Annotated in this window: 21 protein-coding genes and 1 pseudogene; 11 read left to right on the top strand and 11 right to left on the bottom strand. The window is 69.4% G+C overall.

All coding sequences use genetic code 11. The features are described 5' to 3' along the window. Positions 1 to 52: 52 nt before the first annotated feature. From AC3IRM_RS17060 to coaBC, 4 genes and pseudogenes are all read right to left on the bottom strand, one after another. On the bottom strand, positions 53 to 643 hold the full coding sequence (locus AC3IRM_RS17060) for a hypothetical protein (protein WP_489204278.1): 591 nt from the start codon (positions 641 to 643) through the stop codon (positions 53 to 55). 146 nt (positions 644 to 789) lie between these two features. After that, a complete protein-coding gene (locus tag AC3IRM_RS17055) occupies positions 790 to 3,126 on the bottom strand; it encodes a phosphomannomutase/phosphoglucomutase (RefSeq protein ID WP_489204277.1) in 2,337 nt (778 codons plus the stop codon). Positions 3,127 to 3,138: 12 nt separating this feature from the next. After that, positions 3,139 to 3,612, bottom strand: coding sequence for a dUTP diphosphatase (gene dut / locus AC3IRM_RS17050; protein ID WP_489204276.1), 474 nt, complete (start codon positions 3,610 to 3,612; stop codon positions 3,139 to 3,141). Then, a pseudogene (gene coaBC / locus AC3IRM_RS17045) lies at positions 3,609 to 4,825 on the bottom strand (bifunctional phosphopantothenoylcysteine decarboxylase/phosphopantothenate--cysteine ligase CoaBC). Before coaBC ends, dut begins: the two are co-directional and overlap by 4 nt. Positions 4,826 to 4,998: 173 nt before the next feature. Between coaBC and radC the strand changes: the two are divergent. The 4 genes from radC to AC3IRM_RS17025 all read left to right on the top strand — a co-directional run bounded on the left by radC (position 4,999) and on the right by AC3IRM_RS17025 (position 8,496). Next, on the top strand, positions 4,999 to 5,673 hold the full coding sequence (gene radC, locus AC3IRM_RS17040; protein ID WP_489204275.1) for a RadC family protein: 675 nt from the start codon (positions 4,999 to 5,001) through the stop codon (positions 5,671 to 5,673). Positions 5,674 to 5,767: 94 nt separating this feature from the next. Further along, complete coding sequence (locus AC3IRM_RS17035; RefSeq protein ID WP_489204274.1) at positions 5,768 to 6,166, top strand: YchJ family protein; 399 nt, start codon at positions 5,768 to 5,770, stop codon at positions 6,164 to 6,166. An 88-nt stretch (positions 6,167 to 6,254) separates the two neighbouring features. Beyond that, positions 6,255 to 7,520 carry a lytic murein transglycosylase gene (locus tag AC3IRM_RS17030; RefSeq protein ID WP_489204273.1) on the top strand — a complete coding sequence of 422 codons (1,266 nt, stop codon included), beginning with the start codon at positions 6,255 to 6,257 and terminating at the stop codon, positions 7,518 to 7,520. Positions 7,521 to 7,689: 169 nt separating this feature from the next. After that, positions 7,690 to 8,496 (top strand): hypothetical protein, encoded by an 807-nt coding sequence (locus AC3IRM_RS17025; RefSeq protein WP_489204272.1) that lies wholly within the window; start codon positions 7,690 to 7,692, stop codon positions 8,494 to 8,496. A 186-nt stretch (positions 8,497 to 8,682) separates the two neighbouring features. Here the strand turns inward: AC3IRM_RS17025 and AC3IRM_RS17020 are convergent, their stop codons facing one another. Then, positions 8,683 to 9,123: an I78 family peptidase inhibitor gene (locus AC3IRM_RS17020; RefSeq protein ID WP_489204271.1), complete on the bottom strand. Its 441-nt coding sequence runs from the start codon at positions 9,121 to 9,123 to the stop codon at positions 8,683 to 8,685. 104 nt (positions 9,124 to 9,227) lie between these two features. On the opposite strand from AC3IRM_RS17020, the gene AC3IRM_RS17015 reads away from it, so the two are divergent. After that, positions 9,228 to 10,943 (top strand): M28 family metallopeptidase, encoded by a 1,716-nt coding sequence (locus AC3IRM_RS17015; protein ID WP_489204270.1) that lies wholly within the window; start codon positions 9,228 to 9,230, stop codon positions 10,941 to 10,943. Positions 10,944 to 11,177: 234 nt separating this feature from the next. Here AC3IRM_RS17015 and tyrS read toward each other — a convergent pair whose 3' ends face one another. Then, a complete protein-coding gene (gene tyrS / locus AC3IRM_RS17010; protein WP_489204269.1) occupies positions 11,178 to 12,386 on the bottom strand; it encodes a tyrosine--tRNA ligase in 1,209 nt (402 codons plus the stop codon). Between the two features lie 198 nt (positions 12,387 to 12,584). Here tyrS and AC3IRM_RS17005 point away from each other — a divergent pair, with 198 nt between their 5' ends. Both AC3IRM_RS17005 and AC3IRM_RS17000 read left to right on the top strand, forming a co-directional pair. After that, on the top strand, positions 12,585 to 14,051 hold the full coding sequence (locus AC3IRM_RS17005; RefSeq protein WP_489204268.1) for a M23 family metallopeptidase: 1,467 nt from the start codon (positions 12,585 to 12,587) through the stop codon (positions 14,049 to 14,051). 68 nt (positions 14,052 to 14,119) lie between these two features. After that, complete coding sequence (locus AC3IRM_RS17000) at positions 14,120 to 15,253, top strand: anhydro-N-acetylmuramic acid kinase (protein WP_489204267.1); 1,134 nt, start codon at positions 14,120 to 14,122, stop codon at positions 15,251 to 15,253. Positions 15,254 to 15,282: 29 nt separating this feature from the next. Here AC3IRM_RS17000 and AC3IRM_RS16995 read toward each other — a convergent pair whose 3' ends face one another. Genes AC3IRM_RS16995 through AC3IRM_RS16985 form a run of 3 tightly spaced genes read right to left on the bottom strand, consistent with a single transcriptional unit; the run spans position 15,283 to position 17,698 of the window. Further along, positions 15,283 to 15,549, bottom strand: coding sequence for a hypothetical protein (locus tag AC3IRM_RS16995; RefSeq protein ID WP_489204266.1), 267 nt, complete (start codon positions 15,547 to 15,549; stop codon positions 15,283 to 15,285). Continuing rightward, positions 15,546 to 16,847 (bottom strand): AmpG family muropeptide MFS transporter, encoded by a 1,302-nt coding sequence (locus AC3IRM_RS16990; protein ID WP_489205956.1) that lies wholly within the window; start codon positions 16,845 to 16,847, stop codon positions 15,546 to 15,548. Before AC3IRM_RS16990 ends, AC3IRM_RS16995 begins: the two co-directional genes overlap by 4 nt. A gap of 32 nt (positions 16,848 to 16,879) precedes the next feature. Then, positions 16,880 to 17,698 carry an exodeoxyribonuclease III gene (locus tag AC3IRM_RS16985; RefSeq protein ID WP_489204265.1) on the bottom strand — a complete coding sequence of 273 codons (819 nt, stop codon included), beginning with the start codon at positions 17,696 to 17,698 and terminating at the stop codon, positions 16,880 to 16,882. Between the two features lie 83 nt (positions 17,699 to 17,781). Between AC3IRM_RS16985 and AC3IRM_RS16980 the strand changes: the two genes are divergently transcribed. The 4 genes from AC3IRM_RS16980 to AC3IRM_RS16965 all read left to right on the top strand — a co-directional run bounded on the left by AC3IRM_RS16980 (position 17,782) and on the right by AC3IRM_RS16965 (position 20,510). Next, a complete protein-coding gene (locus AC3IRM_RS16980; protein WP_489204264.1) occupies positions 17,782 to 18,294 on the top strand; it encodes a GNAT family N-acetyltransferase in 513 nt (170 codons plus the stop codon). Further along, the gene (pyrE, locus tag AC3IRM_RS16975; RefSeq protein ID WP_489204263.1) at positions 18,291 to 18,950 is read left to right on the top strand and encodes an orotate phosphoribosyltransferase; all 660 of its coding nucleotides are present in this window, start codon (positions 18,291 to 18,293) and stop codon (positions 18,948 to 18,950) included. The genes AC3IRM_RS16980 and pyrE overlap by 4 nt, the downstream gene beginning before the upstream one ends. A gap of 34 nt (positions 18,951 to 18,984) precedes the next feature. Further along, positions 18,985 to 19,635 (top strand): hypothetical protein, encoded by a 651-nt coding sequence (locus AC3IRM_RS16970; RefSeq protein ID WP_489204262.1) that lies wholly within the window; start codon positions 18,985 to 18,987, stop codon positions 19,633 to 19,635. Positions 19,636 to 19,715: 80 nt separating this feature from the next. Beyond that, positions 19,716 to 20,510, top strand: a complete 795-nt coding sequence (locus AC3IRM_RS16965) for an undecaprenyl-diphosphate phosphatase (protein WP_489204261.1) — start codon at positions 19,716 to 19,718, stop codon at positions 20,508 to 20,510. A 3-nt stretch (positions 20,511 to 20,513) separates the two neighbouring features. Here the strand turns inward: AC3IRM_RS16965 and AC3IRM_RS16960 are convergent, their stop codons facing one another. Beyond that, entirely contained in the window at positions 20,514 to 21,302 is a 789-nt protein-coding gene (locus tag AC3IRM_RS16960; protein WP_489204260.1) for a TatD family hydrolase, read from the bottom strand. Positions 21,303 to 21,448: 146 nt separating this feature from the next. Then, the gene (locus AC3IRM_RS16955; RefSeq protein ID WP_489204259.1) at positions 21,449 to 23,224 is read right to left on the bottom strand and encodes an endonuclease; all 1,776 of its coding nucleotides are present in this window, start codon (positions 23,222 to 23,224) and stop codon (positions 21,449 to 21,451) included. Positions 23,225 to 23,314: the final 90 nt, after the last annotated feature.

Raw genomic sequence — 23,314 nt, 5'->3', positions numbered from 1 at the left:
CCCGATACGCGACCCGTAGGATGGATTGAGCGCAGCGAAACGTACCGCCAGGTCAGGCCGCGCCGCGAAGCGGCATTGGCTTGAACGGCGTCCTGGGCATTTCTGCTGAAACGAACAACTCCGTTGATCTGCGCTGTGAGTTCTTGAACTCGATATTCATCGAATTGGAATCCGCATAATTCTGTAGTTCCAGACGCAACTCCCTCGAATCCCGTACCCAGTACCCGATAGATTCGATGCGTCCATGCGAAGCATCTTCACCAAAGAATGTCTGGCTATAAACGGTTCTGAGGCCCTTGAGTCTCCATGGCGATAGCGGAAATCCGAGAATCTCGCCCTGCAATGGCACATGGAACGACGCGGGCTGCTCAGAGGAGCGCTCCCACTGTTCGGAGCTGCCGCCGTAGGCGTGGTAACACTGCGTGCAGAACGCAGATGCCTCCGTGTGTAGAGGCCAGAAGTCACCATGGGTGCTGCGACTCCATAGCGACAGGTTCAGACTTGCGCGCGTGGTGTCATCCTCGACAGAGCCCGCGTTAACCAGGGCGCCTGCGCAGAGAGGACACCACACTCTAGCTCGTCCCAGAGCAGGGAGCGCCAACGTGAGCGCTGCGATTCCGAACAGGACTTCTCGACGATCCATGCAACCCCCCGTAGACGCCTGACATCGGATTCGATAGAGAAGGATTACTTCGCAGCGGCACCGTTCTTCGTGGACCGCCCCCGTGAGGAAATGCGTAGCAATGACGGGTTTTACTGCGCTCGCCCCTTCGTTCGGGCCATCTCGCCTCAAAAGTCCAGCTTCAGATCCGGATCGATCGCCAGCAGCTGCGCGCGGAAGGTCTGCTGGATGCGCACCAGCGCGTCGCGGCTGTCGGCGTCGAAGCGCAGCACCAGCACCGGCGTGGTGTTCGATGCACGCACCAGACCCCAGCCGTCCGGCCAGTCGGCGCGCACGCCGTCGATCGTCGACAGGCGCGCGCCTTCGAATGCGGACTCGGCCTGCACGCGGGCGACGAAGCTGTGCGGATCGTCGTTGGGCGCGGGCACCTTGATCTCGGGTGTCGACACGCCGTTGGGCAGCGCCTTGAGCACCGCCGACGGATCGTCGTCGAGCGCGAGGATCTCGAGCAGGCGCGCGGCGGCGTAGATGCCGTCGTCGAAGCCGTACCAGCGCTCGGCGAAGAAGAAGTGGCCGCTCATCTCGCCGGCCAGCTCGGCGCCGGTCTCGCGCATCTTGGCCTTGATCAGCGAATGCCCGGTCTTCCACATCAGCGGGCTGCCGCCATGGCGCAGCACGTGGCCCGGCAGGCGACCGGTGCACTTCACGTCGAACACGATCATCGCGCCCGGGTTGCGCTCCAGCACGTCGGCCGCGAACAGCATCAGCAGGCGGTCGGCGAAAATGTTCTCGCCATCCTTCGTGACCACGCCGAGGCGATCGCCGTCGCCGTCGAAGGCGATGCCCAGATCCGCGTCGAAGCGCTGCACCGTGCGCACCAGATCTTCGAGATTCTGCGGCTCGCTCGGGTCGGGATGATGATTGGGGAACGTGCCGTCGATGTCGCAATACAGCGGCACGACTTCGGCGCCGATCGCCTCCAGCACGCGCGGACCGAGTTCGCCGGCCACACCGTTGCCGGCATCGATGACGATCTTCAGTGGACGCGCGATCTGGATGTCGTCGGCGATGCGCCGCACGTAGTCGTCACTGATGTCGCGCTCGGACACCGCGCCCGGCTGCGGCGCCGTGTGCAGGCGGTCGTCGGCCACGCGCGTGTGCAGGTCGGTGATCGCATCGCCCGACAGCGTCTCGCCGCCGACGACGATCTTGAAGCCGTTGTAGTCGGGCGGGTTGTGGCTGCCGGTCACCGAGATGCAGCAGCCGGTCCGCAGGTGATACGCGCCGAAGTAGATCAGCGGCGTCGGCGCCATGCCGATGTCGATGACGTTGCGGCCAGCCTTGCGCAGACCGGCGATGAGCCCGGCGACGAGATCCGGACCCGACAGGCGGCCATCACGACCGACGACGATGTCGGTCAGATCCTGTTCGCGCATCAACGAACCGACGGCCTGGCCGATCAGTTCGGCGACGCCCGCGTCGAGTGTCGTGCCGACCACGCCGCGGATGTCGTACGCGCGGAAGATCGATGGATCCAGCACCACCGAAGACGGCGTCGCCTTCTTCTTCGTCGCTTCGGCGCGCACCGGTACCGGCGGCGGCGCGGCGCCGTCTTCGCCTTCGATGCCGGCCGCCGGCGTGCGTAGCGCCTCGGCGAGCGTCGGCGTGGTGTCCTCGGCCCTTGTGACCGAGCCGACGCCGCGCGGCAGGCGGAACACGACCACCGCCAGCAGCAGGCACAGACCCGCGCCGGCAAGCAGCGGGATCGCCCCCAGTCCGAACAGCGGCGCATCGACGCGCGGCACCGCGGCGGCAATGCGCAGCGGCGTGCCGGGAATCGACTGGGCCATGCGCGCGGCCACGTTGGACAGGCTCTCGTCACCCCGCGACAACAGCGTGTGATTGCCCTGTCGTAGCGCGAGATAGGTCGCGCCGTCCAGCGGCGCGGCGTCGAGCCCGGCGGTCGCGAGTGTCAACGGCAGCTGGGCGAGCGCCACACCCGCCAGGCGCGTATCGACGCGCGCGGGCGCGGCGATCAGCACGCGCGGGGCGCCGTCGATCTGGGCGATGGTGAGCACCGCACGGTCCTCGACCACGGCCGCCTCGAGCGCGGACAGGCGACCGAAGCCGCCGGCCTCGACGCCCGCGTAGGCATCCCTGAGGTCGGCAGGCACGATGGTCGCGGCCTCGAGCTGCGGCCAATCGGCCGCGAGCGCCTTGCCGGCCGCGGCGAGATCGCCTGCGCCCAGCGCGCGCTGCACGGCGGCGTCGGCGAGACGCGTGTCGATGCGCGTGAGTTCGGCGCCGAGCGACTGCTGCGTCGCCGCGACTGCGGCATCGCGCCCCTGTTCGGCGGCGGTGGTGCGCTGTTCCCCGCGCAGCTGTTGCCAGCCGCTCCAGGCGAACCACAGTGTCAGCACCACCAGCAGCACGGCCAGCAATGGCGCGGCCTGGCGCAGCTGCGCCAGCACTGCACCCGCCTGTCGCGGTTCCTTCTCGCTCATCTGCATTCCCCGTCAGCGCACGCCGGAATGGCCGAACCCCCCGGCCCCGCGCGTGGTTTCGACGAAAGTATCCACCACATTCAGGGTCGCCCGCACGACCGGAAGCATGACCAGCTGCGCAATCCGGTCGCCCGGCTCGATCGTGAAGGCGTCCTTGCCGCGGTGCCAGACGCTGATCATCAGCGGCCCCTGGTAGTCGGCATCGATCAGACCGGTGCCGTTGCCGAGCACGATGCCGTGCTTGTGGCCCAGGCCCGAGCGCGGCAACACCATGGCGCACAGGCCGGGGTCGCCGATGTGGATCGACAGCCCCGACGGCACCAGCGACACATCGCCCGGCAGCAACGTCAGCGGTTCGTCGAGCGCGGCGCGCAGGTCGAGGCCGGCGCTGCCGTCGGTGGCATAGGCCGGCAGCGGCCATTGCTGGCCGAAGCGCGCGTCGAGGATGCGGATGTCGAGGATATGGTGGGGGGCGGCAGTACTCATCGCGGATCCTGTGTAAGGCGGGCCGCAACCAGCGCGACCAGACGGTCGGCGATCTCGGCCTTGGAGGCGGGGCCGAGCTGCACGTGGCCCAAGGCGTCGTGCACCAGCAGCGTGTTGTCGTCGCTTTCGAAACCGCTGCCCTTGAGTCCGACGCGGTTGGCGGCGATCAGGTCGACACGCTTGGCGGCCAGCTTGCCGCGCGCGTTGGCGTCGAGGTCGTCGGTCTCGGCGGCAAAGCCGACGACCAGAAGCGGGCGGGGGCTGGCGGCCGCGACGTCGGCGAGGATGTCGCGGGTGCGCACCAGATGCAGGTCGAGGCCGTCTTCGCCGGGGCGCTTCTTGATCTTCGACGGCGCGACCTGCGCCGGGGTGAAGTCCGCGACCGCGGCGGCGCCGATGTAGACGTCGGCCGGCAACGCCGCGAAGACCGCGGCATGCATCTGCGCGGCCGAGCGCACATCGATGCGCTGCACGCCGTCGGGCGTCGGCAGATGCACGGGGCCCGCAACCAGCACCACGTCGGCGCCGGCGCGCTGCGCGGCGGCGGCGATCGCAAAGCCCATCTTGCCGCTGCTGCGGTTGCCGAGAAACCGCACCGGGTCGAGATCTTCGAGCGTCGGGCCGGCGGTGACCAGCACGCGTCGCCCGGTCAGCGAAGCGCTCATGCCGGCAACGCGGCCACGATCGCCTGCGGCTCTGCGAGGCGGCCGGGGCCGGATTCGCCTTCGGCCAGCGGTCCGTCCTCGGGCCCGATCACCTGCACGCCGCGCGCGCGCAGCAGCGCGATGTTCGCCTGCGTCGCCGGATGCAGCCACATGCGGTGGTTCATCGCCGGGCAGACGGTCAGCGGCGCGGACGTCGCGAGACACAACGTGGTCACGAGGTTGTCGGCGAAGCCATTCGCGAGCTTGGCCAGCGTGTTCGCCGTCGCCGGTGCCACCACAACGCGGGTCGCCCAGCGCGCGAGTTCGATGTGGCCCATCGCCGCTTCCGCGCCCGGGTCCCACAACGTCGTGCGCACGGCATTGTGCGAGACCGCCTGGAAGGTCGTCGCGGAGACGAAGTGCTGCGCGCTTTCGGTCATCGCGACGCGGACTTCCGCGCCGGCGTCGCGCAAGCGGCGGACCAGGTCCGCGGCCTTGTAGGCGGCGATGCCGCCGCACACGCACAGCAGGATGCGCTGCCCGTGCAGCGGGGTCGATACGGCGCCCATCGTCGGCGGAGTCCTACCGGAAAACCGGTCGACAGCTTACCCGAAGCGCTGCAGGCCGCCGCTGCCGGCGCGGCGCTGCACGCGGTGCAATGGGGTCCTCGCCGGTGCGGACGCGGCGCGCATCCTTCCCCTGGGACGCGACGCGGCCCACCGGCGTTCTGTCTGGAGCGCGCATGCACATCCACGAATGGCCGGCCGGCGAACGGCCGCGCGAGAAACTGCTGGACCAGGGCGCAGCCGCGTTGTCGGATGCCGAACTGCTGGCGATCTTCCTCGGCTCCGGCCTGCGTGGGCAGGACGCGGTGGCGACCGCGCGGCAACTGCTGGCCGCGCACGGACCGTTGCGCACGCTGATCGAGCGCGGCGCGGCCGGGCTCGCCGCGCTGCCCGGCCTCGGTCCCGCACGCGCCTGCGCGCTGACGGCGGCGCTCGAGCTCGGCAACCGCGTGCTCGCGGCCGATCTCGCGCGTGGCGAGGCGATGACCGATCCGGCCGCCGCCGGCCGCTACTTCTCGCAGCGTCTGCGCGGCTTCGCCCACGAGGTGTTCGCGGTGCTGTTCCTCGACACCCGCCATCGCGCGCTGGCGTTCGAGGAACTGTTCCGCGGCACGATCGACGGCGCGGAAGTGCATCCACGCGAAGTCGTGCGCCGCGCGCTGGCGCATAACGCAGCGGCGGTGATCGTGGGCCACAACCATCCCAGCGGCAGCCGCGACCCCAGCGCCGCCGATCGCGCGGTGACCGCGCAGCTCAAGCAGGCGCTGTCGCTGGTCGACGTGCGGCTCCTCGACCATTTCGTCGTCGGCGACGGCGCGGCGGTGTCGCTGGCGGCGCGGGGCTGGGTGTGAGCGTCCACCGTGCGCATTGCATTGCAGGCGGGGCGATAGATCTCCCGGGTGCGCAGCGGTTGGCGACCCGCTGCCGCCACCGCACACTGGCGCAATGCCGACACTCGACACCGATTCCAGCGCGCCCTGTCCCTGCGGCCGCCGCCGCACTTACGCCGACTGCTGCAAGCCGCTGCACGACGGCGCGGCCGCGCCCGACGCCGAAGCGCTGATGCGTTCGCGCTACGTCGCCTATGTGCGCCGCGACGCGGACTATCTGAGCGCGAGCTGGCATGCGTCGACGCGACCGGACGATCTCGGCTTCGACGATCTGCCGCCGGTCTGGCTGGGTCTGGAAGTCAAGGCACACGACGTCCTCGATGCCGACCACGCGGAAGTGGCGTTCGCCGCGAAGTACCGCATCGGCGGCGGCAGCGTGGTGCGGATGCGCGAGCGCAGCCGCTTCGTGCGCGAGGCCGGTCGCTGGTTCTACGTGGATGGCGACATCGGCTGAGCGCCCGGTGAAACCGCACGAGGCCTGGGGATGCGTCCGCCATGCCGGCTCGTGCACAGTGGTCGCCCCGCACGCGCAGGTCGCCCGCATGTCCCGTCTTCCGATGCATCGTTTTTCGACACCGGCGCGCCTCGCGTTGTCGGGCCTGCTGCTGTGCGCAGGCGGTGCCGCCGCGCAGGCGCCCGCGTCCCCGGCGCCCACCGCCGCACCCGCCTATGACGCCGCCGCGTTCGCGCGCTGTATCGCCGGCATTCGCGGCGATGCGGCCAAGGCCGGCATTCCGCAAGCCGCGTTCGACACGCTCGCCGATGTCACGCCGGACATGACCGTGCTGCCGCTGCTCGACTCGCAGCCCGAATTCACCACGCCGTTGTGGGATTACCTCGCCGGTCTCGTCGACGACGAGCGGGTGGCCGATGGGCGCGCGCGTCTGGTGGAACATCGCGCGCTGCTCGATCGCGTGGCCGTGCAGTACGGCGTCGACGCCGAAACCGTGGTCGCGATCTGGGGTGTGGAGAGCGACTACGGCCGCATCTCCGGCAAGCGGCCGCTGCGCGTGTCGCTGGCGACACTCGCCTGCAACGGGCGCCGCCAGCCGTTCTTCCGCAGCGAGTTCGTCGCCCTGCTCAAGCTGATGCACGACGGCGACCTGCAGAACCGCGACACCACCGGTTCGTGGGCCGGCGCGTTCGGGCATACGCAGTTCATGCCGAGCACCTATGCGCGTATCGCGGTCGATTTCGACGGCGACGGCCGCCGCGATCTGGTCGACAGCATTCCCGACGCGCTGGCGTCGACGGCGAACTACCTCAAGCGCTCGCGCGCGGGTTGGAAGTCGGGCCAGCCCTGGGGTTACGAGATCAAACTGCCGGCCGGATTCGACACCGCGCAGGCCGGCCGCACCAGTCGCCGGACTGTCGCCGACTGGACCGCGCGCGGCATCACCCGCGTCGACGGAGGCACGTTGCCGGCCGGCAACACGCAGGCGGCGGTCCTCGTGCCGACCGGCGTCAAGGGTCCGGCCTTCATCGTCTTCAGCAACTACGACGCGATCTTTTCCTACAACGCCGCCGAGAGCTACGCGCTGGCGATCGCGACGCTCGCCGACCGCCTGCGCGGTGGCCGCGGCCTGCAGACGCCGTGGCCGACCGACGATCCGGGCCTGTCGCGCGCGCAGCGCCGCGAACTGCAGACCTTGCTGCTCGCGCGCGGCCATGCGATCGGCGAGGTCGACGGCATGATCGGCACCGCGACGCGGCGTGCGATCCAGACCGAACAGCGGCGCATCGGCCTGACGCCCGACGACGGCCGCGCTGGCAAGCGCATTCTCGATGCGTTGAAGGCGAACCGCTGACGGACATCGCGAACGCGGGCGGGCCTGCGGTTGGCGCGACGCCGCCCGCATGGCGCGAACCGTGACCGGTGCCGTGTTTTCGCCGCCAGACCTCGGGTTCGCACCAGATGGCGCAACGGGCGCGCGCGCCTAGAGTCGAGGTGACTCGAACCGTACGACGGAGCACCCCATGAGCGATGGCAGCGACGGCGCAGGCGGCGTCGGCAGTGGCGGGAGCAGCAGTGGCGCGGATGCGGCCGCCTCGGCCAACGATGCACTCGGCGCGGCGGCGGATGCGCTCGGCGGCGCGGTCGACGCGGCTGTCGATGCGTTGAGTTCGGCGATCGGCAACGCGCTCGGCACCGCGACCGATGCGCTCGGACTCGACAACGCGCTCGACGGCCTGGCCAACGCGCTGGGCATCGATGCCCGGGATCTGCAGGGCATCGTCGGCGCGGCGGTCGTGGGCATGCTCACCGGCGGCCTGCCGGGCGCGGTCATGGGCGTGGTCAACGGTCTCGTGGGCGGCAGCGTGACCGAGGCGGCGCGCGGCGCGATCGCCGACAACCTGCCGGCGGGCATGCAGCCGCTGGCCAACCTGGCGCTGGACCAGTTCGCCGGTCGCATTCCGGGCGCGAGCGTGTCGGTGCAGGACGCGCTCGCCGGTCTCGCCAGCGGCGCACTGACCAACGGCCGCGCGCCGGACATCGGCGATATCGGCGCGATCGCCCGCTCGCTGACCGACGTGCAGTCGGCTGCGCGTGGGGTATTCGACGGCGTCACCAGCGGGAACTTCTCCACCGCCGCCGATGCGGCCTCGACGCTCGACCGTGCGCTCGGCGGTCAGCTGGGCCAGGCGCGCGAAATTGCCGGCGGCATCGCCGACACGCTGTCGAGCGGTCGCGGCGCCTACGCCAATGGCGGCCACGGTGATTTCGGCAACGCGGTCGAGCAACTCGCGGTCGATATCACCCGGCTCGTGGCCAGCCGTCGCTGACGTTCGATCGCGAGGTCTGCGCGACTCGCGATCGTCAAACTTCCAGCACGACAGAAACCTCGCACGCGCAATGCGCGCATCGCCCGGCGACTCTGCTTTTCGCAGGCATCCAGGGGTGCACAGGCTCCCAACGCAGAACGCCCGGCACGAAGCCGGGCGTTCTGGTGTCGGACCTGACGGAAGGGATCAGCCGCAGCGGAAGCCGGTAATCTTGCCGCTCGCGTCGAGATCGATATTCAGCCGGTCGGGACGGAAATCCATCGTCGCCATGTCGGTCGGGCCCAGCGCGCGGTGGGACTTGGCGCCGGAATCCTGCACGGCCTTGGCGTAGACCGTCTCGCTGCCCTGGGTGCCGATCAGGCTCTGCACCGCTTCGGTGTCGCAGGGCGTTTCGCCCGGTGCGTCGGCGGGCGGTGCCGCGGCTTCGGGCGTGTCACCGATCTCGGTCCGGGCGGTTTCGGTTTCGATCACGCTACCGGCACCGGTGTCGGCATCGGCTGCGGTCGCGGCGGGCGGTTCTTCTTCGAAGCCCTCTTCGGGTGCGGGCGAGCAGGCCGACAGGGCCAGCAGCGGGACGAGCGCGGCGGCCAGCAGAGGCGGCGGCGCAATGCGGAAGCGACGGATCATCGAGTGCTCCTGGATGGGGGAACCGGCGGCCACTGTAGCCAATCGGCGGGGACATCGGCCACTTGCGGCATCATGACCGGCCGTCCTCGTTCACGGATCCGCCGATGTCCCGATCACCTTGCCTGACGGCCCTCGCCTGCGCGCTGCTGCTCGCCGCGTGTACGCCGTCGACGCCTGCACGGTCCGAGACCGTCGCGTCCGACACGGCGCCCGCGGGCACCGGCATTCCCGGCGGCGGTATCCAGGCCGACAACCTCGCCCGGCATCTGTCGGTGCTGGCCTCGGATGCATTCGAGGGCCGTGCGCCGACCACCGAGGGCGAGCGCAGGACGGTCGACTACATCAGCGCGCAGTTCGCGGAAGCCGGCCTCGAGCCGGGCGGCGACGATGGCAGCTGGACCCAGGCGGTGACGCTGGAGCGCAGCGTCATCGACGGCCCGGTGACCGCGCAGCTGCGCGTCGGCGGCGCCACGCGCGCGCTGGCCAGTGGCGACGACATCGCGGTCGAAACCCTGCGTCCGGGCACGGGTGTCGATCTGTCGGGCACGCCGCTGGTGTTCGCCGGTTACGGCATCACCGCGCCGGAGCTCGACTGGGACGATTACGCCGGGCTCGATGTCGCCGGCAAGGTCGTCGTCGTGCTGATCAACGACCCGGATTTCGAGGCCGCCGAGCCCGGCCGCTTCGGCGGACGCGCGCTGACTTGGTACGGCCGCTGGACCTACAAGTACGAGGAAGCCGCGAAGCGCGGCGCCGCCGGCGTGCTGATCGTGCACGAGACCGAGCCGGCCTCGTATCCCTGGGCGACGGTGCGCAACGGGCGCGCCGGGCCGCAATACGACATCGTGCGCGCCGACGCCGAGACGCATCACCTGCCGATGCGCGGCTGGATCCAGCGCGGCGTCGCCGAGCAGCTGTTCACGGACGCCGGGCTCGATTTCGAGGCCGAGAAGCGTCGCGCGCAGCAGCCCGGTTTCAAGGGCGGCGCGCTGGGCGATGCCACGCTCGATCTCGCATTCCAGGTCAAGCGCGACCGCGTGACCAGCCACAACGTGGTCGGCGTGCTGCCCGGTGCGTCGCGTCCCGACGAGACGGTGATCCTGTCCGGCCACTGGGACAGCTTCGGCGTCGGCGCCCCCGATGACAGCGGCGACGCGATCATCAACGGCGCGGTCGACAACGCCACCGCCATCGCGTCGATGATCGAACTCGCCCGCGTCTTCGCCGCCGGCCCGCGTCCGGCCCGCACGTTGCAGTTCATCGCGCTGACGGCGGAGGAGAACGGCCTGCTCGGCGCGACCTACTACGCGGCCAATCCGCTGCGTCCGCTGGAGACCACGGCCGCGGTGCTCAACATGGAAATGTGGAGCCCGGACGGCGAAACGCGCGACATCTCGTCCTGGGGCAAGGGCCGTGTGTCGCTGGAACGCGATCTCGCGACAGCGGCCGCGGTTGATGGCCGCGGCTGGTCGCCGGATCCGAATCTCGAAGCCGGCCTGTTCTACCGCGCCGACCATTTCGCATTCGCGCAGGCCGGTGTGCCGGCGATCACGATCGGTCCCGGCATGGACCAGCTGGACGGCGGCGTCGCCGGTGGCACCGCCGCACGCGCCGACTACTTCGCCAACCGCTATCACCAGCCGGGCGACGCGTTCGACGACAGCTGGGACATGGCCGGCCCCACCGCGGACACCCGCACCGTCTACCGCCTCGCCGAAGCGCTGGCCAATGGCGAGGGCTGGCCGGCGTGGGACGCGGACAGCGAGTTCAGCGCGCGACGGGTGACGAGTGATGCGGCGCGGGCAGCGCCTGCGCGTTGAGGCGCGGCTCCGGCCTGCCACCGTATTGCAAAGCGCGTTGCTGACAGGCGTAGGCTCCATACCTCTCCCTCCGGGAGAGAGCCTGCCCCGGACTTGATCCGGGGTCGACGCGCGGAGCGCGTCGGGTGAGGGTCGGGACTTTACCCGGCACGCGGGGAAAGCACCCTCATCCGCCCTTCGGGCACCTTCTCCCGGAGGGAGAAGGAAAAATCGGATGCGCTGCGATCCGGTTCCTCAGCCCGCGACCAGCCGCACCCGTGCGAAGTTGCGCTTGCCGACCTGCAGCACGCCCTCGAAGCCCGGCTTGAATTCCAGCCCGGCATCTTCGACCACCGCGCCGTCGACCTTGACCGCGCGCTCCTTCAACTTGCGCCCGGCTTCCGAATTGCTCGGCGTGATGCCGGCCGCGGTCAGCAACGCGCCGATGCGCAGGCCCTCGGCGGGCACGGTCACGTCCTGCAGCGGCAGCAGCGACACGTCGCCCTCGCCGGAAATCGCGACCTGCCAGCCGCGGATCGCGAGTTCGGCCGCGTCGGCGTCGTGGAACCGCGTCGCGAGTTCGCGCGCCAGGCGCAGCTTGACGTCGCGCGGGTTCAGCGTGCCGGCCTCGACCTCGGCCTTCAGTGCCTTTGCCTCGTCGATGCCGATCTCGAAGCTCAGCAGCTCGATCCAGTCCCACATCAGCGCATCGCCGATCTTCATGGTCTTGTTGACCATGTCGATCGCCGGCTCGGTCACGCCGATGTAGTTGCCGAGCGACTTGCCCATCTTGTTCACGCCGTCGAGGCCGACCAGCAGCGGCATCGTCAGCACGATCTGCGGCGCCTGGCCGTGACTCTCCTGCAGGCCGCGGCCCATCAGCAGGTTGAACTTCTGGTCGGTGCCGCCGCATTCGACGTCGGCCTGCAGCGCGACCGAGTCGTAGCCCTGGACCAGCGGATACAGGAATTCGTGGATGGCGATCGGCTGCTGGCCGGCGTAGCGCTTGGCGAAATCGTCGCGCTCGAGCATCCGCGCCACGGTGTGCGAGGACGCCAGGCGGATCATGTCGGCCGCGCCCATCGCGCCGAACCACTCGGAATTGAAGCGGACCTCGGTCTTCGCCTCGTCCAGCACCTTGAACACCTGCGCCTTGTAGGTCTCGGCGTTGGCCAGCACGTCCTCGCGCGACAGCGACTTGCGGGTCGCGCTCTTGCCCGAGGGGTCGCCGATCATCCCGGTGAAGTCGCCGATCAGGAAGATCACCTGATGACCGAGGTCCTGGAACTGGCGCAGCTTGTTCAGCAGCACGGTATGGCCCAGATGCAGATCGGGCGCCGTGGGATCGAAGCCGGCCTTGATCCGCAGCGGGCGGCCGAGCTTCAGGCGCGCCTCCAGGTCGTCGCGCTTGAGGATCTCGTCGGTACCGCGGGCGATCAGGTCGATGGCGGGGGGGTGGGACATCGGGTGGCGTCTCGTTCGTGAAGCGCTTGTGAAGACGCCCGTATTCACGATGTGAACGGGCGACCGGGGTTCGTTAAAGGGTCGTTACGCAACACCGTGAAGCAAAAATCCCAATCCGCTCAGGCATTTGACGCATGGACCTCACGTCTCTATGTTACCCCGCTGACACGCCGTTCACGCCATCCGGACCCGCCTACGATGACGACTCCCGTCCCGCCGCCCCAGGCCGACGCGCACCACCAGCAGGTGCTCCACGACAACCTGCAGGCTGCGGCCCGGAACAGGCAACAGGAACAGACATCGCGCCTGCGGCTGTATCCCGGTCGCTGGACGCGCCGCGACTGGGGCCACGCCAGCCTCTTCGCCACGCTCGGTGTCCTTGTTGTCGCGCTGGTGCCCGGCGTCTCGCAGGCCATGCGCGGCGATGCGCAACCGCAGCACGATCTGGTCACGATGTCGCTGGCGCTGCCGCCGCTGACCGCCAAGCAGCGCACCGCGCAGCAGACCCATGACAACTGGCAGCTGGTGACCGTCGAACGCGGCCAGACGCTGGGGTCGATCTTCTCCGATCTCGATCTGCCGGCCTCGACGATGCACCGCATCCTCGAACTGCCCGACGCCAAGGCCAAGCTGACGCGCATGCGGCCGGGCACCGAGCTGGGCTTCGATGTCGGCCTCGACGGCACGCTGAACAAACTCCGCTACGACCGCAGTGATACCGAACGCGTCGAGCTCAGCCTGGCAGGCGACACCGTCCGCGAAGAAGTCGTCGAGCGACCGGTCGAGATCCGCAACGTCGTCATCAGCGGTGAAGTGGGCCGTTCGCTGTTCCACTCGGCGCGCAAGCTGGGCCTGTCGGGCGCGAACATCAACACGCTGACCGACGAAGTCTTCAAGTACGACATCGACTTCAACACCGACGTCACCCAGACCGACCGTTTCAGCGTCGTCGTCGAGCAGGTCTGGCGCGAAGGCGAACTGATCCGCAGCGGCCCGGTCCAGGCGGCGGTGTTCACCGCCAAGGGCAAGCCCTTCAGCGCGTTCCGTTACGAGCAGGACGGCAAGGCCGAGTACTACAACGCCGAAGGCCGCCCGCTGAAGAAGAGCTTCATCCGCATGCCGATCCAGTACGCGCGCCTGAGCTCGCGTTTCGGCAACCGCCGTCATCCGGTGCTGGGCACCGCGCGCATGCACAAGGGCGTCGACTACGCCGCGCCCACCGGTACGCCGATCATGGCCGCCGGCGACGCACGCGTGCAGTTCCGCGGCGTGCAGGGCGGCTACGGCAACACCGTGGTGCTCGATCACGGCCGCGGCCACACCACGCTGTACGCGCACATGTCGCGCTTCGGCAACATCCGCCAGGGCCAGCGCGTCGCGCAGGGCACGGTGATCGGCTACGTCGGCACCACCGGCCTGTCGACCGGCCCGCATCTGCATTACGAATTCCGCGTCAACGGCGTGCACCGCAATCCGCTGCAGCACACGATGCCCGAGCCCGATCCGCTCAGTGGCGCCGCGCTTGCGCAGTTCCGTCAGCAGACCGGTCCCGCGCTCGCGCGCATACGCGAAGTCGAGAATGTGATCTACGCGCAGGTGCCGGCCAAGCCGGACCCGGACCGGCAGGTCGCGAACGCCGCACGGCCCGGCAACGGCCGCGGCTGATCCGCCTCGAACGCCCGGCTCCGGCCGGGCGTTTCGTTTGCACTCTCCTTTGGTCCGAAGCTGACGCCATGTCCGACCTGTTCCTCGGCCTGATTTCGGGCACCAGTGCCGACGGCATCGACGCGGCCATCGTCCACTTCGATGATCGCGCCGACGGCACGCTGCACGCCGAGCTGCGCTTCGGCGCGACCTATTCCTGGGATGCCGCATTGCGGGCGCGTCTGGTCGCGCTGGGCCAGCAGGCCGCGACGCTGACGCTCGACGATGTCGGCGAACTCGATGTCCTGATCGCCGATGCGTTCGCCGATGCCGCGCTGGCCGCGATCGCCGATGCCGGACTCACTGCGGCCGACATCGCCGCACTCGGTTCGCACGGACAGACCTTGCGTCATCGCCCCTACGGACGCGACGGCGATGGCCGTGCGCCATTCACGCTGCAACTCGGCGACGGCGCGCGTATCGCCGAACGCGCCGGTGTGGCCACGGTCGCCGATTTCCGCCGACGCGATGTCGCCGCCGGCGGCCATGGCGCACCGTTGTTGCCCGCGCTGCATGCGGCGCTGCTGTCGCGCCCTGGCGAAGACCGCGCGGTGCTCAATCTCGGCGGCATCGCCAATCTGACCCTGCTGCCGGGCGATGGCGGCCCGGTCCGCGGCTTCGACACCGGCCCGGCCAATGGGCTGATGGACGCGTGGTGCCTGCGCCATACCAGCGAAGCCTTCGACCGCGATGGTGCCCTGGCTGCGCGCGGTTGCGTCAATCCTGGGCTGCTCGCGCGGCTGCGGGCCGAGCCCTGGTTCGCGGCGCCACCGCCCAAGTCCACCGGCCGCGACCAGTTCCATCTCGACTGGGTCGACGCCGCATTGCAGGGCGGCGAATCCATCGCCGATGTCCAGGCGACGCTGCTCGCGCTCAGCGTCGCGACGATCACCGACGCCCTGCGCGCCACCCAGCCGGGCACCGCGCGGGTGATCGGCTGCGGCGGTGGCGTGCACAACGGCGCGCTGATGCGCGCGCTGGGCGATGCACTACCGGACGCGGCGGTGGAATCGAGCGCCGCGCACGGGCTCGATCCGGATCATGTCGAAGCGATGGGCTTCGCGTGGCTGGCGCGGCAGACCGTGCTCGGGCGCCCCGGCAATCTGCCATCGGTCACCGGCGCGGCGGGGCCGCGCGTGCTCGGGGTCGTGCATCCGGCGTGACGCTGCGCCCCTGCGGGCACGCTGACGCGTCAGCTCGCCGGGCCGTACCGCGAGGCGTCGCGCCCGATCAGCGCGAAGGTGTCGTCTGGAATCTGTTCCAGCGCACCGATCGCCGCGGCCAGCACGCCGTCCTCGGCCGGATCGAAAGTCGAGCGCTCGTCGCCGATGCTCGCCCGCAGGCCCTGCTCGAGCAGGAACCGCAACGTGCGTGCCTGGCCCCAGCCCTGCGTGTCGGCATAGGCATCGATGCGCTCGAGCAGCGCGGGGTCGAGGTCCCTGAGCAGGATTTCGGTCATGGCGCCACATCCCGTGCAGCCGCATCCTGCGGCGAAGCTTCCTTGATAAACCGCCAGAGCCACGCGAGCAAGAGCAGGGTCGGCACGACGGTCAGTGCGCTGACGACGAAGAAGACGCTGTAGGACGTGGCCTGCACCACATAGCCCGACACACCGCCGGCGAACTTGCCGGGCAGGTTGGCCAGCGACACCAGCAGTGCGAACTGGGTGGCAGTGAAGTTGCGATCCGTCAGCGAGGACATGAACGCGATCAGCACCACGCCGGCAAAGCCCTGGAACAGGTTGTCGGCGCTGATCGCGGCATAGAACGCCCAGATCTGGCCCGGATTCTGCGCCATCAGCAAGAACGCCAGATTCGACAGCGCGACGCCGATCGCCGCCACCAGCAGCATGCGACGGAACCCGAACGCAGCGACCGCGATGCCACCGGCGAATGCGCCCGCGATGCCCATCCACACGCCGAACAGCTTGGACACGGTCGCGATGTCGGCCTTCGAATAGCCCGAGTCGAGATAGAACGGCCCCGACATGACTCCGATCACCTGGTCGGGGAACTTGAACAGACCGACGAACAGCAGCAGCGCGAGGCCCAGCGCGACGCCGTTGCCGGTGAAGAAGCTCGAGAACGGTTGCCAGAAGGCGCCGATGAAATCGATCCGCCGCACGACCGTCGATTCCGGCGCTACCGGTTCGCGGCACAGCAGGGTGGTCGCGATCGGCAGCACCATCAGCGACGCCATCGCCAGATAGGCCCAGATCCAGTCGCGGTATTCGGCCAGGTACAGCGCGCCGGCGCCCGCCAGGATCAACCCGAAGCGGTAGCCGAGCGTGTACGTCGCCGCGAGCGCGGCCTGCGCGTTCGCCGGCGCCACTTCGATCCGGTAGGCATCGACGACCGAGTCCTGGGTCGCGCCCGCGAACGAAGCCAGCAGCACCCAGCCGACCAGCGGACCCACGCCCAGATCGGGGCGGGTGAATGCCAGCGCCACCAGCGCGAACATGACGACGACCTGCGAGACCAGCAGCCACGACCGGCGCCGGCCCAGAAACGCGGTCAACGGAAAGGCGTAGCGATCGATCAGCGGCGCCCACAGGAACTTCAGCAGGTAGAAGAAGCTCGCCAGACTGATCAGGCCGATGCTGCCCAGATCCAGTCCCACATCGCGCAGTCGCGTGGACAGGGTCTGAGAGGCGATCAGCAGGAACGGCAGGCCACTGCCGAAGCCGAGGAACAGCATCGTCATTGCCGACGGCGTGGCGAACGCGCGCCGGATGCCGCGCCAGCCCTTGTACGACACCGGCGCCTGCGAGCCGTCGCCTGCCGACGTGCTCACGCGCGGTAGTCCACGACCAGCGGGGCGTGATCGGAGAAGCGCGGCTCGGGATGCACGGTGACCGATCGCACCCGGTCGCGCAGCGACGGGGTGATGAACTGGTAGTCGATCCGCCACCCGACGTTGTTGGCACGCGCGGCGCCGCGGTTGCTCCACCAGGTGTACTCGGCGGCCTCGGGCCGCAGCACGCGCAGCGCGTCGAGCCAGCCGGTTGCGGGCGGCTCGACCAGGCCGTCACCGCTGGCGTCGCCGATCATGCCGTTGAGCCACGCACGCTCGGGCGGCGTGCAGCCGGAATTCTTCTGGTTGCTGGTCCAGTTCTTGATGTCGTGACGCGCGCGCACGATGTTCCAGTCGCCGCACAGCACGTAGTCGCGGCCGCTGGCCAGCCACGCGTCGAGGATGGGTTTGAGCCAGTCCATGACTTCGAACTTGAAGCTCTGGCGCAGATCGCCCGACGAGCCGGACGGGATGTAGAACGACACCACGCTGAGATTGCCGAAACGCGCTTCGATATAGCGGCCTTCGTCATCGAACGGCGCCCAGCCGAGCGCCGTGCGGATCTCGTCGGGTTCGCGCCGGGCGTAGATCGCCACGCCGCTGTAGCCCTTCTTGGTCGACGCATCGCGGAACCAAGCCTTGTAGCCTTCGGGGAGGAAGTCGGCATGCAGGCCGGACTCGCCGGCCAGCTGGTGTTCCTGCGCCTTGGTTTCCTGCATGCACAGCACGTCGGCGTCCTGGGCGACGAACCAGTCGAAGAAGCCTTTTTTCGCGGCAGAGCGCACGCCGTTGGCGTTGAAGCTTACGATTTTCATGCAGACCCGGAGGACGTGTACCGGCGCCAAGCCTACCGGATTCGTGCCGCGCTTCCGGCCCCTGCGGCGCGTATCCTCCGCGCATGTCATCGGGTCTGCTGCCTTGCGTGGTGTTGGCGTCGACCGCACAGGCCGAGGCCGCACGCCGTCTCGCGCTCACCGCGACGCAGACCGTCTACGCCGGCGACATCGCCTTCAGTGTCGACAACGCGATGGCGGCGTCCGACAGCGACGCGATGGTGGTGCTGCTGGGCGACACCGTCATCGGCTTCTATCGTCTCGATTACCCCAGCGCGACCTTCGGCAAGCAGAGCGTCGACCGGCGCACCGCGACGCTGCGGGCGTTCGCGCTGGACGTGGCCTGGCAGGGCCGCGGCCTCGGCCTGCCGACGCTCGCGGCGTGCTGCGCGGATCTGGCCCTGCGACATCCCGAGCGCGTGCTGCTGGCGCTGAACGTGCATGCCGCCAACACCATCGCGCTGCAGCTCTACCGGCGCGCCGGCTTCGTCGACAGCGGCGAGATCATGCGCGGCGGTCGCGGCGGCCCCCAGCACCTGATGCTGCGCGCACTCGGCGTGGGACAATGGGCGCCATGACCGACCATCGCACCCGTTTCCTGCAGCTCGCCCTCGAGGCCGATGCACTGCGCTTCGGCGAGTTCACGCTCAAGTCCGGCCGCGTCAGTCCGTATTTCTTCAACGCCGGACGATTCGATTCCGGCGCCGCCATCGCCACGCTGGCCGGCTGCTATGCCGATGCGCTGGACGCGGCCGGTGTCGAGTTCGACCTGCTGTTCGGCCCGGCCTACAAGGGCATTCCGCTGGCGACCGCGCTGGCCTGCGAATACGCGCGCCGCGGCCGCGACCTGCCGGTCGCGTTCAACCGCAAGGAAGCCAAGGCGCACGGCGAAGGCGGCCTGCTGATCGGCGCGCCTCTGGCCGGACGCCGCGTGCTGATCGTCGACGACGTGATCACCGCCGGCACCGCGATCCGCGAAGCGCTGGGCCAGATCGCCGACGGCGGCGGCACCGTGGCGGGCATCGTCATCGCGCTCGATCGCCAGGAACGCGTGGCCGAAGACAGCCGCGAGTCCGCCGCGCAGCGCGTCGCGCGCGAGCAGGCCGTGCCTGTGGTGGCGATCGCCGGGCTGTCCGACCTGCTTGCATTTGTCGGACAGAGCGCGACACTGGCCGCGGAACGCGACCGTCTGCTCGCCTACCGGGCTCGACATGGCAGCGATACCGCACGTTGATTCAACGCTTGGGGCCGTCAGGGGGACGGACGACATGCACCTTTCGATCCGACTGATGGGCGGCCTGCTGCTGGCCTGCCTGGCCACCGGCGCCCTGGCGCAGAAACCGACGGACGACCGCAAGGTCTACTGCTGGAACGAAGGCGGCCGCCGCGTCTGCGGTGATGCCTTGCCGGCGTCGGCGGTCGATGCCGAACGCACCGAAATCAGCGCCCGCAGCGGCATGGCCACCGCGCACGTGAGCCGCGCGCTGACCGCCGACGAACGCAGCGCGGCCACAGCCGCCGCGCAGCAGGCCAAGCTCGACGCCGAGGCCGCGGCGCTGCGGCAGCGGCAGGAGCTGGCGATGGTCGAGTCCTATGCGACCGAAGCCGATCTGCGCCGCGCCTACGGCGAGCGCATCGTGCTGGTGGACGAAGCGCTCAAGACCTCGCGCATGGGCGTGGACAACCTGCGCAACAGCCTGCTGTCGCTGCTGCGCCAAGCCGGCGAGCGCGAACTGGCGGGCCAGGCCGTCGCCAAGCCACTGGTGGACAGCATCCGCAGCCAGCACACCGACCTGCAGCGGCAGCTGGCGATCCTCGACCAGCAGCTGGTCGAACAGGCCGCGCTCGGCGGCGACCTGCAGGCGGCGCTGACGCGTTACCGCGAGCTCAAACAGACGGCGGCGACCGCTCGCGACTGATCGCGTCACGGCTGCGCGGGTTCGCGTGGGCGTCGACGACCGGTATCCTCGCGGGCTTGCCCCCGCTTCGCGTACATGCCGTGTCCGATCCGATCTCCGCCCTGCTTCTCGGCATCATCGAGGGGCTGACCGAATTCCTGCCGGTCTCCAGCACCGGCCACCTGCTGATCGCACAGCACTGGCTGGGCGCGCGCTCGGACTTCTTCAACATCGTCATCCAGGCCGGCGCGATTCTCGCGACGCTGCTGGTGTTCCGCCAGCGCGTCTGGCAGCTGACGACGGGCCTGGGCAACCGCGAGCACCGCGATTATTCGATGAAGATCGCCGTCGCGTTCCTGGTCACCGCGCTGGTCGGCTTGCCGGTGCGCATGGCCGGCTGGGAACTGCCCGAGACCGTCACCCCGGTCGCCTGGGCGCTGATCATCGGCGGCATCTGGATGCTGGTGGCCGAGTACTTCGCCGAAAAACGCGGCGACAACACGCACGTGACGTGGACGGTGGCGGTCGCGGTCGGTCTGGCCCAGGTGGTGGCCGGCGTGTTCCCCGGCACCTCGCGTTCGGCGACGACGATCTTTCTGGCGATGCTGCTGGGCCTGAGCCGGCGCTCGGCCGCGGCCGAGTTCGCGTTCCTCGTCGGCATCCCGACGATGTTCGCCGCCAGCGCCTACGCGTTCCTGGAGTTGTGGTTCGACCAGGGCCTCGGCGAGGAAGCCTGGGGCGATGTCGCGATCGCGTTCGTCGCGGCGATGGTCACCGGCTTCATCGTCGTGAAGTGGCTGCTCGGCTACATCAAGCGCCACCGCTTCACCGGCTTCGCGATCTATCGCATCGCGCTGGGTGCGGGCCTGCTGCTGTTGATGCCGTCGGGCTTCTGAGTCTTACGGCAGCCGGAAGAACGCGGCCGCCGTTGCGGTTGTGGCGTCTGCGGTGACCGCGACATCCTCGCCGCGATCGCGCGCGAGCGCCTCGACGATGTGCGGCAGGAACGCCGGTTCGTTGCGGCGGTCCTTGGGCAGCGGCTTGAGCGTGCGCGGTAGCAGGTAGGGCGCATCGGTTTCGACCATCAAGCGGTTGGCCGGGATGTTGGGCACCAGCTCGCGCAGATGCTGGCCGCGGCGCTCGTCGCACAGCCAGCCGGTGATGCCGATGTGCCAGTCGCGGTCGAGGCACTCGAACAGTTCGCGCTTGCCGGCCGTGAAGCAGTGCACGACCGCCCGGCCGATCCGGCCTTCGAACTCGCGCATGATCGCGACGAAGTCGTCGTGCGCGTCGCGCTGGTGCAGGAACAGCGGCTTGCCGGTATCGGCAGCGTTCTGCAGCTGCCGCTCGAAGGCCTTGCGCTGCGCCGGACGCGGCGCGAAATCGCGGAAATAATCAAGACCGCACTCGCCGACCGCGACGACTTCCGGATGCGCGAGCACCGCGCGCATTTCTGCATCGCACTCCGCGGTGTACTCGACCGCGTGATGCGGATGCACGCCCGCCGTCGCGTACAGAAAACCCGGATGCGCCTGCGCGAGTTCGAGCGCTTTGGGCGAATGCTCGCGGCTCGCGCCAGTAATCACCATGCGCGTGACACCCGCGTCCCGCGCGCGCTGCAGCACCGCGTCGCGATCGTGGTCGAAGCTGTCGTGGGTGAGATTGGCGCCGATATCGATCAGCTGCATGGCGGAATGCGGGCAACGTGGGGGCGTGCATTGTAGACGGCGGGCTTCGAAGCCCGCCCTGCATGCCCTCGATTCGCCTGTAGAACCCAACCCTCACCCGACGCACTTCGCGCGTCGACCTCTCCCGGAGGGAGAGGTGCAAATACCTAGTTCAACAACTGGCAACTTGCCGGCGTCGTGCTCTCGAACAGCGCGCGCGTGGCCCATTGCGGCTGGTCGATGAAGGGATTGCGGTTGCCCTGGAAGCTGAAGACCACTTCGTTGCGTTCGCGCTCGCGCGCGTCCGGCGGATCGGCCTGGTGCCAGGCCAGCAGCGTCGACAGCAGGCCCATGTAGGCCGGCGATGCCGAGGTCGAGACGATGCGGCTGCGGTCGTCGGTCAGTTCGAGGTCGGGCTCGCCCTGACCGGTCGTCGGGTGCGCGCCGCCTTCGTAGCGGATCGCCATGTACAGCACCGCGCGTGCGATGTCGCCCTTGCGATGGCCCCAGACCTGGAAGCCGTTGGCGTTGGTCCAGTTGGAATTGCCCGGGAACAGGCCGGTGCCGCCGCCGACGCCCTGGTTCGCTTCGGTCGCGCGCTCGCTGCAGTTGGCCGAGGCCGAGCAGTCGACCAGCGGCTTGTTGCCGCGCGCCGCGTTGTGGTCGGTATCGCTGAGATAGAGCATGTGTGCGTCGGTGTGCGGCGCGTTCGGCAGGCCCTTGTCGCCGCTGGTGGACGGGAAGCCGAGCGACTTGGGCCAGGTGTGTTCGCGGTTGTAGGTCAGCCCGCTGCCGGTGCCCGCGCGGCCGCTGCCCTTGGTGTAGCTGCGGTTGCGGTAGACGTCGAGCACCTTGTTGCTGTCGCTGGGATCCTCGTCGGCGATCTCGAGGATCGTCCAGGCGTTCGTCGTGCCAGCGCTGTAGGGATACGCGGTATGGCCGCGGATCGTCGCGTGCAGCGAGCAGCGCAGCTGGCCGGGGCTGCTGGTGTTGACGCGCGCGTAGTAGTCGCCGCTGCCGCCTCCGCCACCGCTGCTGGCGACATTGAACGCGATGACCGCATTGGCGGACGGTGACAGGCCCGCAGCATCGGTCACTGCGTTCGCGTTGACCGTCAGCGTGCAGGCCTCGCCGGCATGCAGCGCAGTGCCGGTGCCGATCGCGAAGCTGCTACCGCTGTTGGCGTGGTCGAGCGTCACCGCGCCGGAGCTCGCGCACTGCAGCGCGAATGCGCCGCTGGCGAGGGTGACCGGCTCGCTGAAGGTCACCGAGAGGTCGCCGGCAGCAGGGAAGTCGGGCGCGCCGCTGGCCGGCGTAGTCGCAGTGATCGACGGCGGCGTCGTGTCACCGCCGCCGCCATTACCACCGAAGGTCTGGCCGGTGTTGCAGGCACCGAAGGTCTGCGTCGATGACGGCGCCCAGTCGAAGTCGGCCGCCGTGCGGCCGTTGCCGGTCAGTTGCAGCGACGTGCCGACGGGCGCGGTCGCGCTTTCCGACACCGGCAGGTTCTGGCTGGTCAGTCCGGCGGCAGGACCGTTGCCGGCGACGATCGTGCCTTCGTAGCTGATGAACTGCACGACGTTGCCGGCGCTATCGACCAGCGCGATGCCGTCGTTGGATCCGTTCTGCAGGCCGTCGCGCGGCCAGGTGACCGTGGCGATCCCGACACTCGCGCCGCAGCTGCGCGTCTGCGCGGCCGGCACCGCGACGTTGCCGTAGGTGGTCGCCGCGTTGGGCGCGTTGCTGCCGTTGTAGAGCCACACGCGGTAGCCCGACAGGTTCTCGCCCGCGGTCGCGACGATCTCCACCGCTTCGCCGGCATCCGCGCCCGCGTTGTCGTAGTGCAGCTCGTTGATGAAGACCTCGGCGAACGCGGCAGGCGCGGTCGCGGACAGGCCGCAGAGCAGCAGGACGTGCGTAAGACGACGAAGACGAGCGCGCATGGCGGATCCGGTGACGGTGAAGCGGCCGAATCTAGTCGCCGGCGATGACCACCGATACCGGGGCAAACCCTTGCATGCATGCATCGACGC

The organism is Luteimonas sp. KH_071, from assembly GCF_057838005.1.
This window is presented reverse-complemented; position numbering and strand designations above follow the sequence as displayed.

Excerpts from the sequence above, each read along its gene's own strand:
- tyrS (WP_489204269.1), bottom strand. The coding sequence starts at position 12,386 with ATGTCCCACCCCCCCGCCATCGACCTGATCGCCCGCGGTACCGACGAG.
- AC3IRM_RS16985 (WP_489204265.1), bottom strand. The coding sequence starts at position 17,698 with ATGAAAATCGTAAGCTTCAACGCCAACGGCGTGCGCTCTGCCGCGAAA.
- AC3IRM_RS17015 (WP_489204270.1), top strand. The coding sequence starts at position 9,228 with ATGTCCCGATCACCTTGCCTGACGGCCCTCGCCTGCGCGCTGCTGCTC.
- radC (WP_489204275.1), top strand. The coding sequence starts at position 4,999 with ATGCACATCCACGAATGGCCGGCCGGCGAACGGCCGCGCGAGAAACTG.
- pyrE (WP_489204263.1), top strand. The coding sequence starts at position 18,291 with ATGACCGACCATCGCACCCGTTTCCTGCAGCTCGCCCTCGAGGCCGAT.
- AC3IRM_RS17000 (WP_489204267.1), top strand. The coding sequence starts at position 14,120 with ATGTCCGACCTGTTCCTCGGCCTGATTTCGGGCACCAGTGCCGACGGC.
- AC3IRM_RS17060 (WP_489204278.1), bottom strand. The coding sequence starts at position 643 with ATGGATCGTCGAGAAGTCCTGTTCGGAATCGCAGCGCTCACGTTGGCG.
- AC3IRM_RS16995 (WP_489204266.1), bottom strand. The coding sequence starts at position 15,549 with ATGACCGAAATCCTGCTCAGGGACCTCGACCCCGCGCTGCTCGAGCGC.
- AC3IRM_RS17020 (WP_489204271.1), bottom strand. The coding sequence starts at position 9,123 with ATGATCCGTCGCTTCCGCATTGCGCCGCCGCCTCTGCTGGCCGCCGCG.
- AC3IRM_RS16955 (WP_489204259.1), bottom strand. The coding sequence starts at position 23,224 with ATGCGCGCTCGTCTTCGTCGTCTTACGCACGTCCTGCTGCTCTGCGGC.
- AC3IRM_RS17005 (WP_489204268.1), top strand. The coding sequence starts at position 12,585 with ATGACGACTCCCGTCCCGCCGCCCCAGGCCGACGCGCACCACCAGCAG.
- AC3IRM_RS17030 (WP_489204273.1), top strand. The coding sequence starts at position 6,255 with ATGTCCCGTCTTCCGATGCATCGTTTTTCGACACCGGCGCGCCTCGCG.
- AC3IRM_RS16960 (WP_489204260.1), bottom strand. The coding sequence starts at position 21,302 with ATGCAGCTGATCGATATCGGCGCCAATCTCACCCACGACAGCTTCGAC.
- AC3IRM_RS17025 (WP_489204272.1), top strand. The coding sequence starts at position 7,690 with ATGAGCGATGGCAGCGACGGCGCAGGCGGCGTCGGCAGTGGCGGGAGC.
- AC3IRM_RS17055 (WP_489204277.1), bottom strand. The coding sequence starts at position 3,126 with ATGAGCGAGAAGGAACCGCGACAGGCGGGTGCAGTGCTGGCGCAGCTG.
- AC3IRM_RS16970 (WP_489204262.1), top strand. The coding sequence starts at position 18,985 with ATGCACCTTTCGATCCGACTGATGGGCGGCCTGCTGCTGGCCTGCCTG.
- AC3IRM_RS17035 (WP_489204274.1), top strand. The coding sequence starts at position 5,768 with ATGCCGACACTCGACACCGATTCCAGCGCGCCCTGTCCCTGCGGCCGC.
- AC3IRM_RS16980 (WP_489204264.1), top strand. The coding sequence starts at position 17,782 with ATGTCATCGGGTCTGCTGCCTTGCGTGGTGTTGGCGTCGACCGCACAG.
- dut (WP_489204276.1), bottom strand. The coding sequence starts at position 3,612 with ATGAGTACTGCCGCCCCCCACCATATCCTCGACATCCGCATCCTCGAC.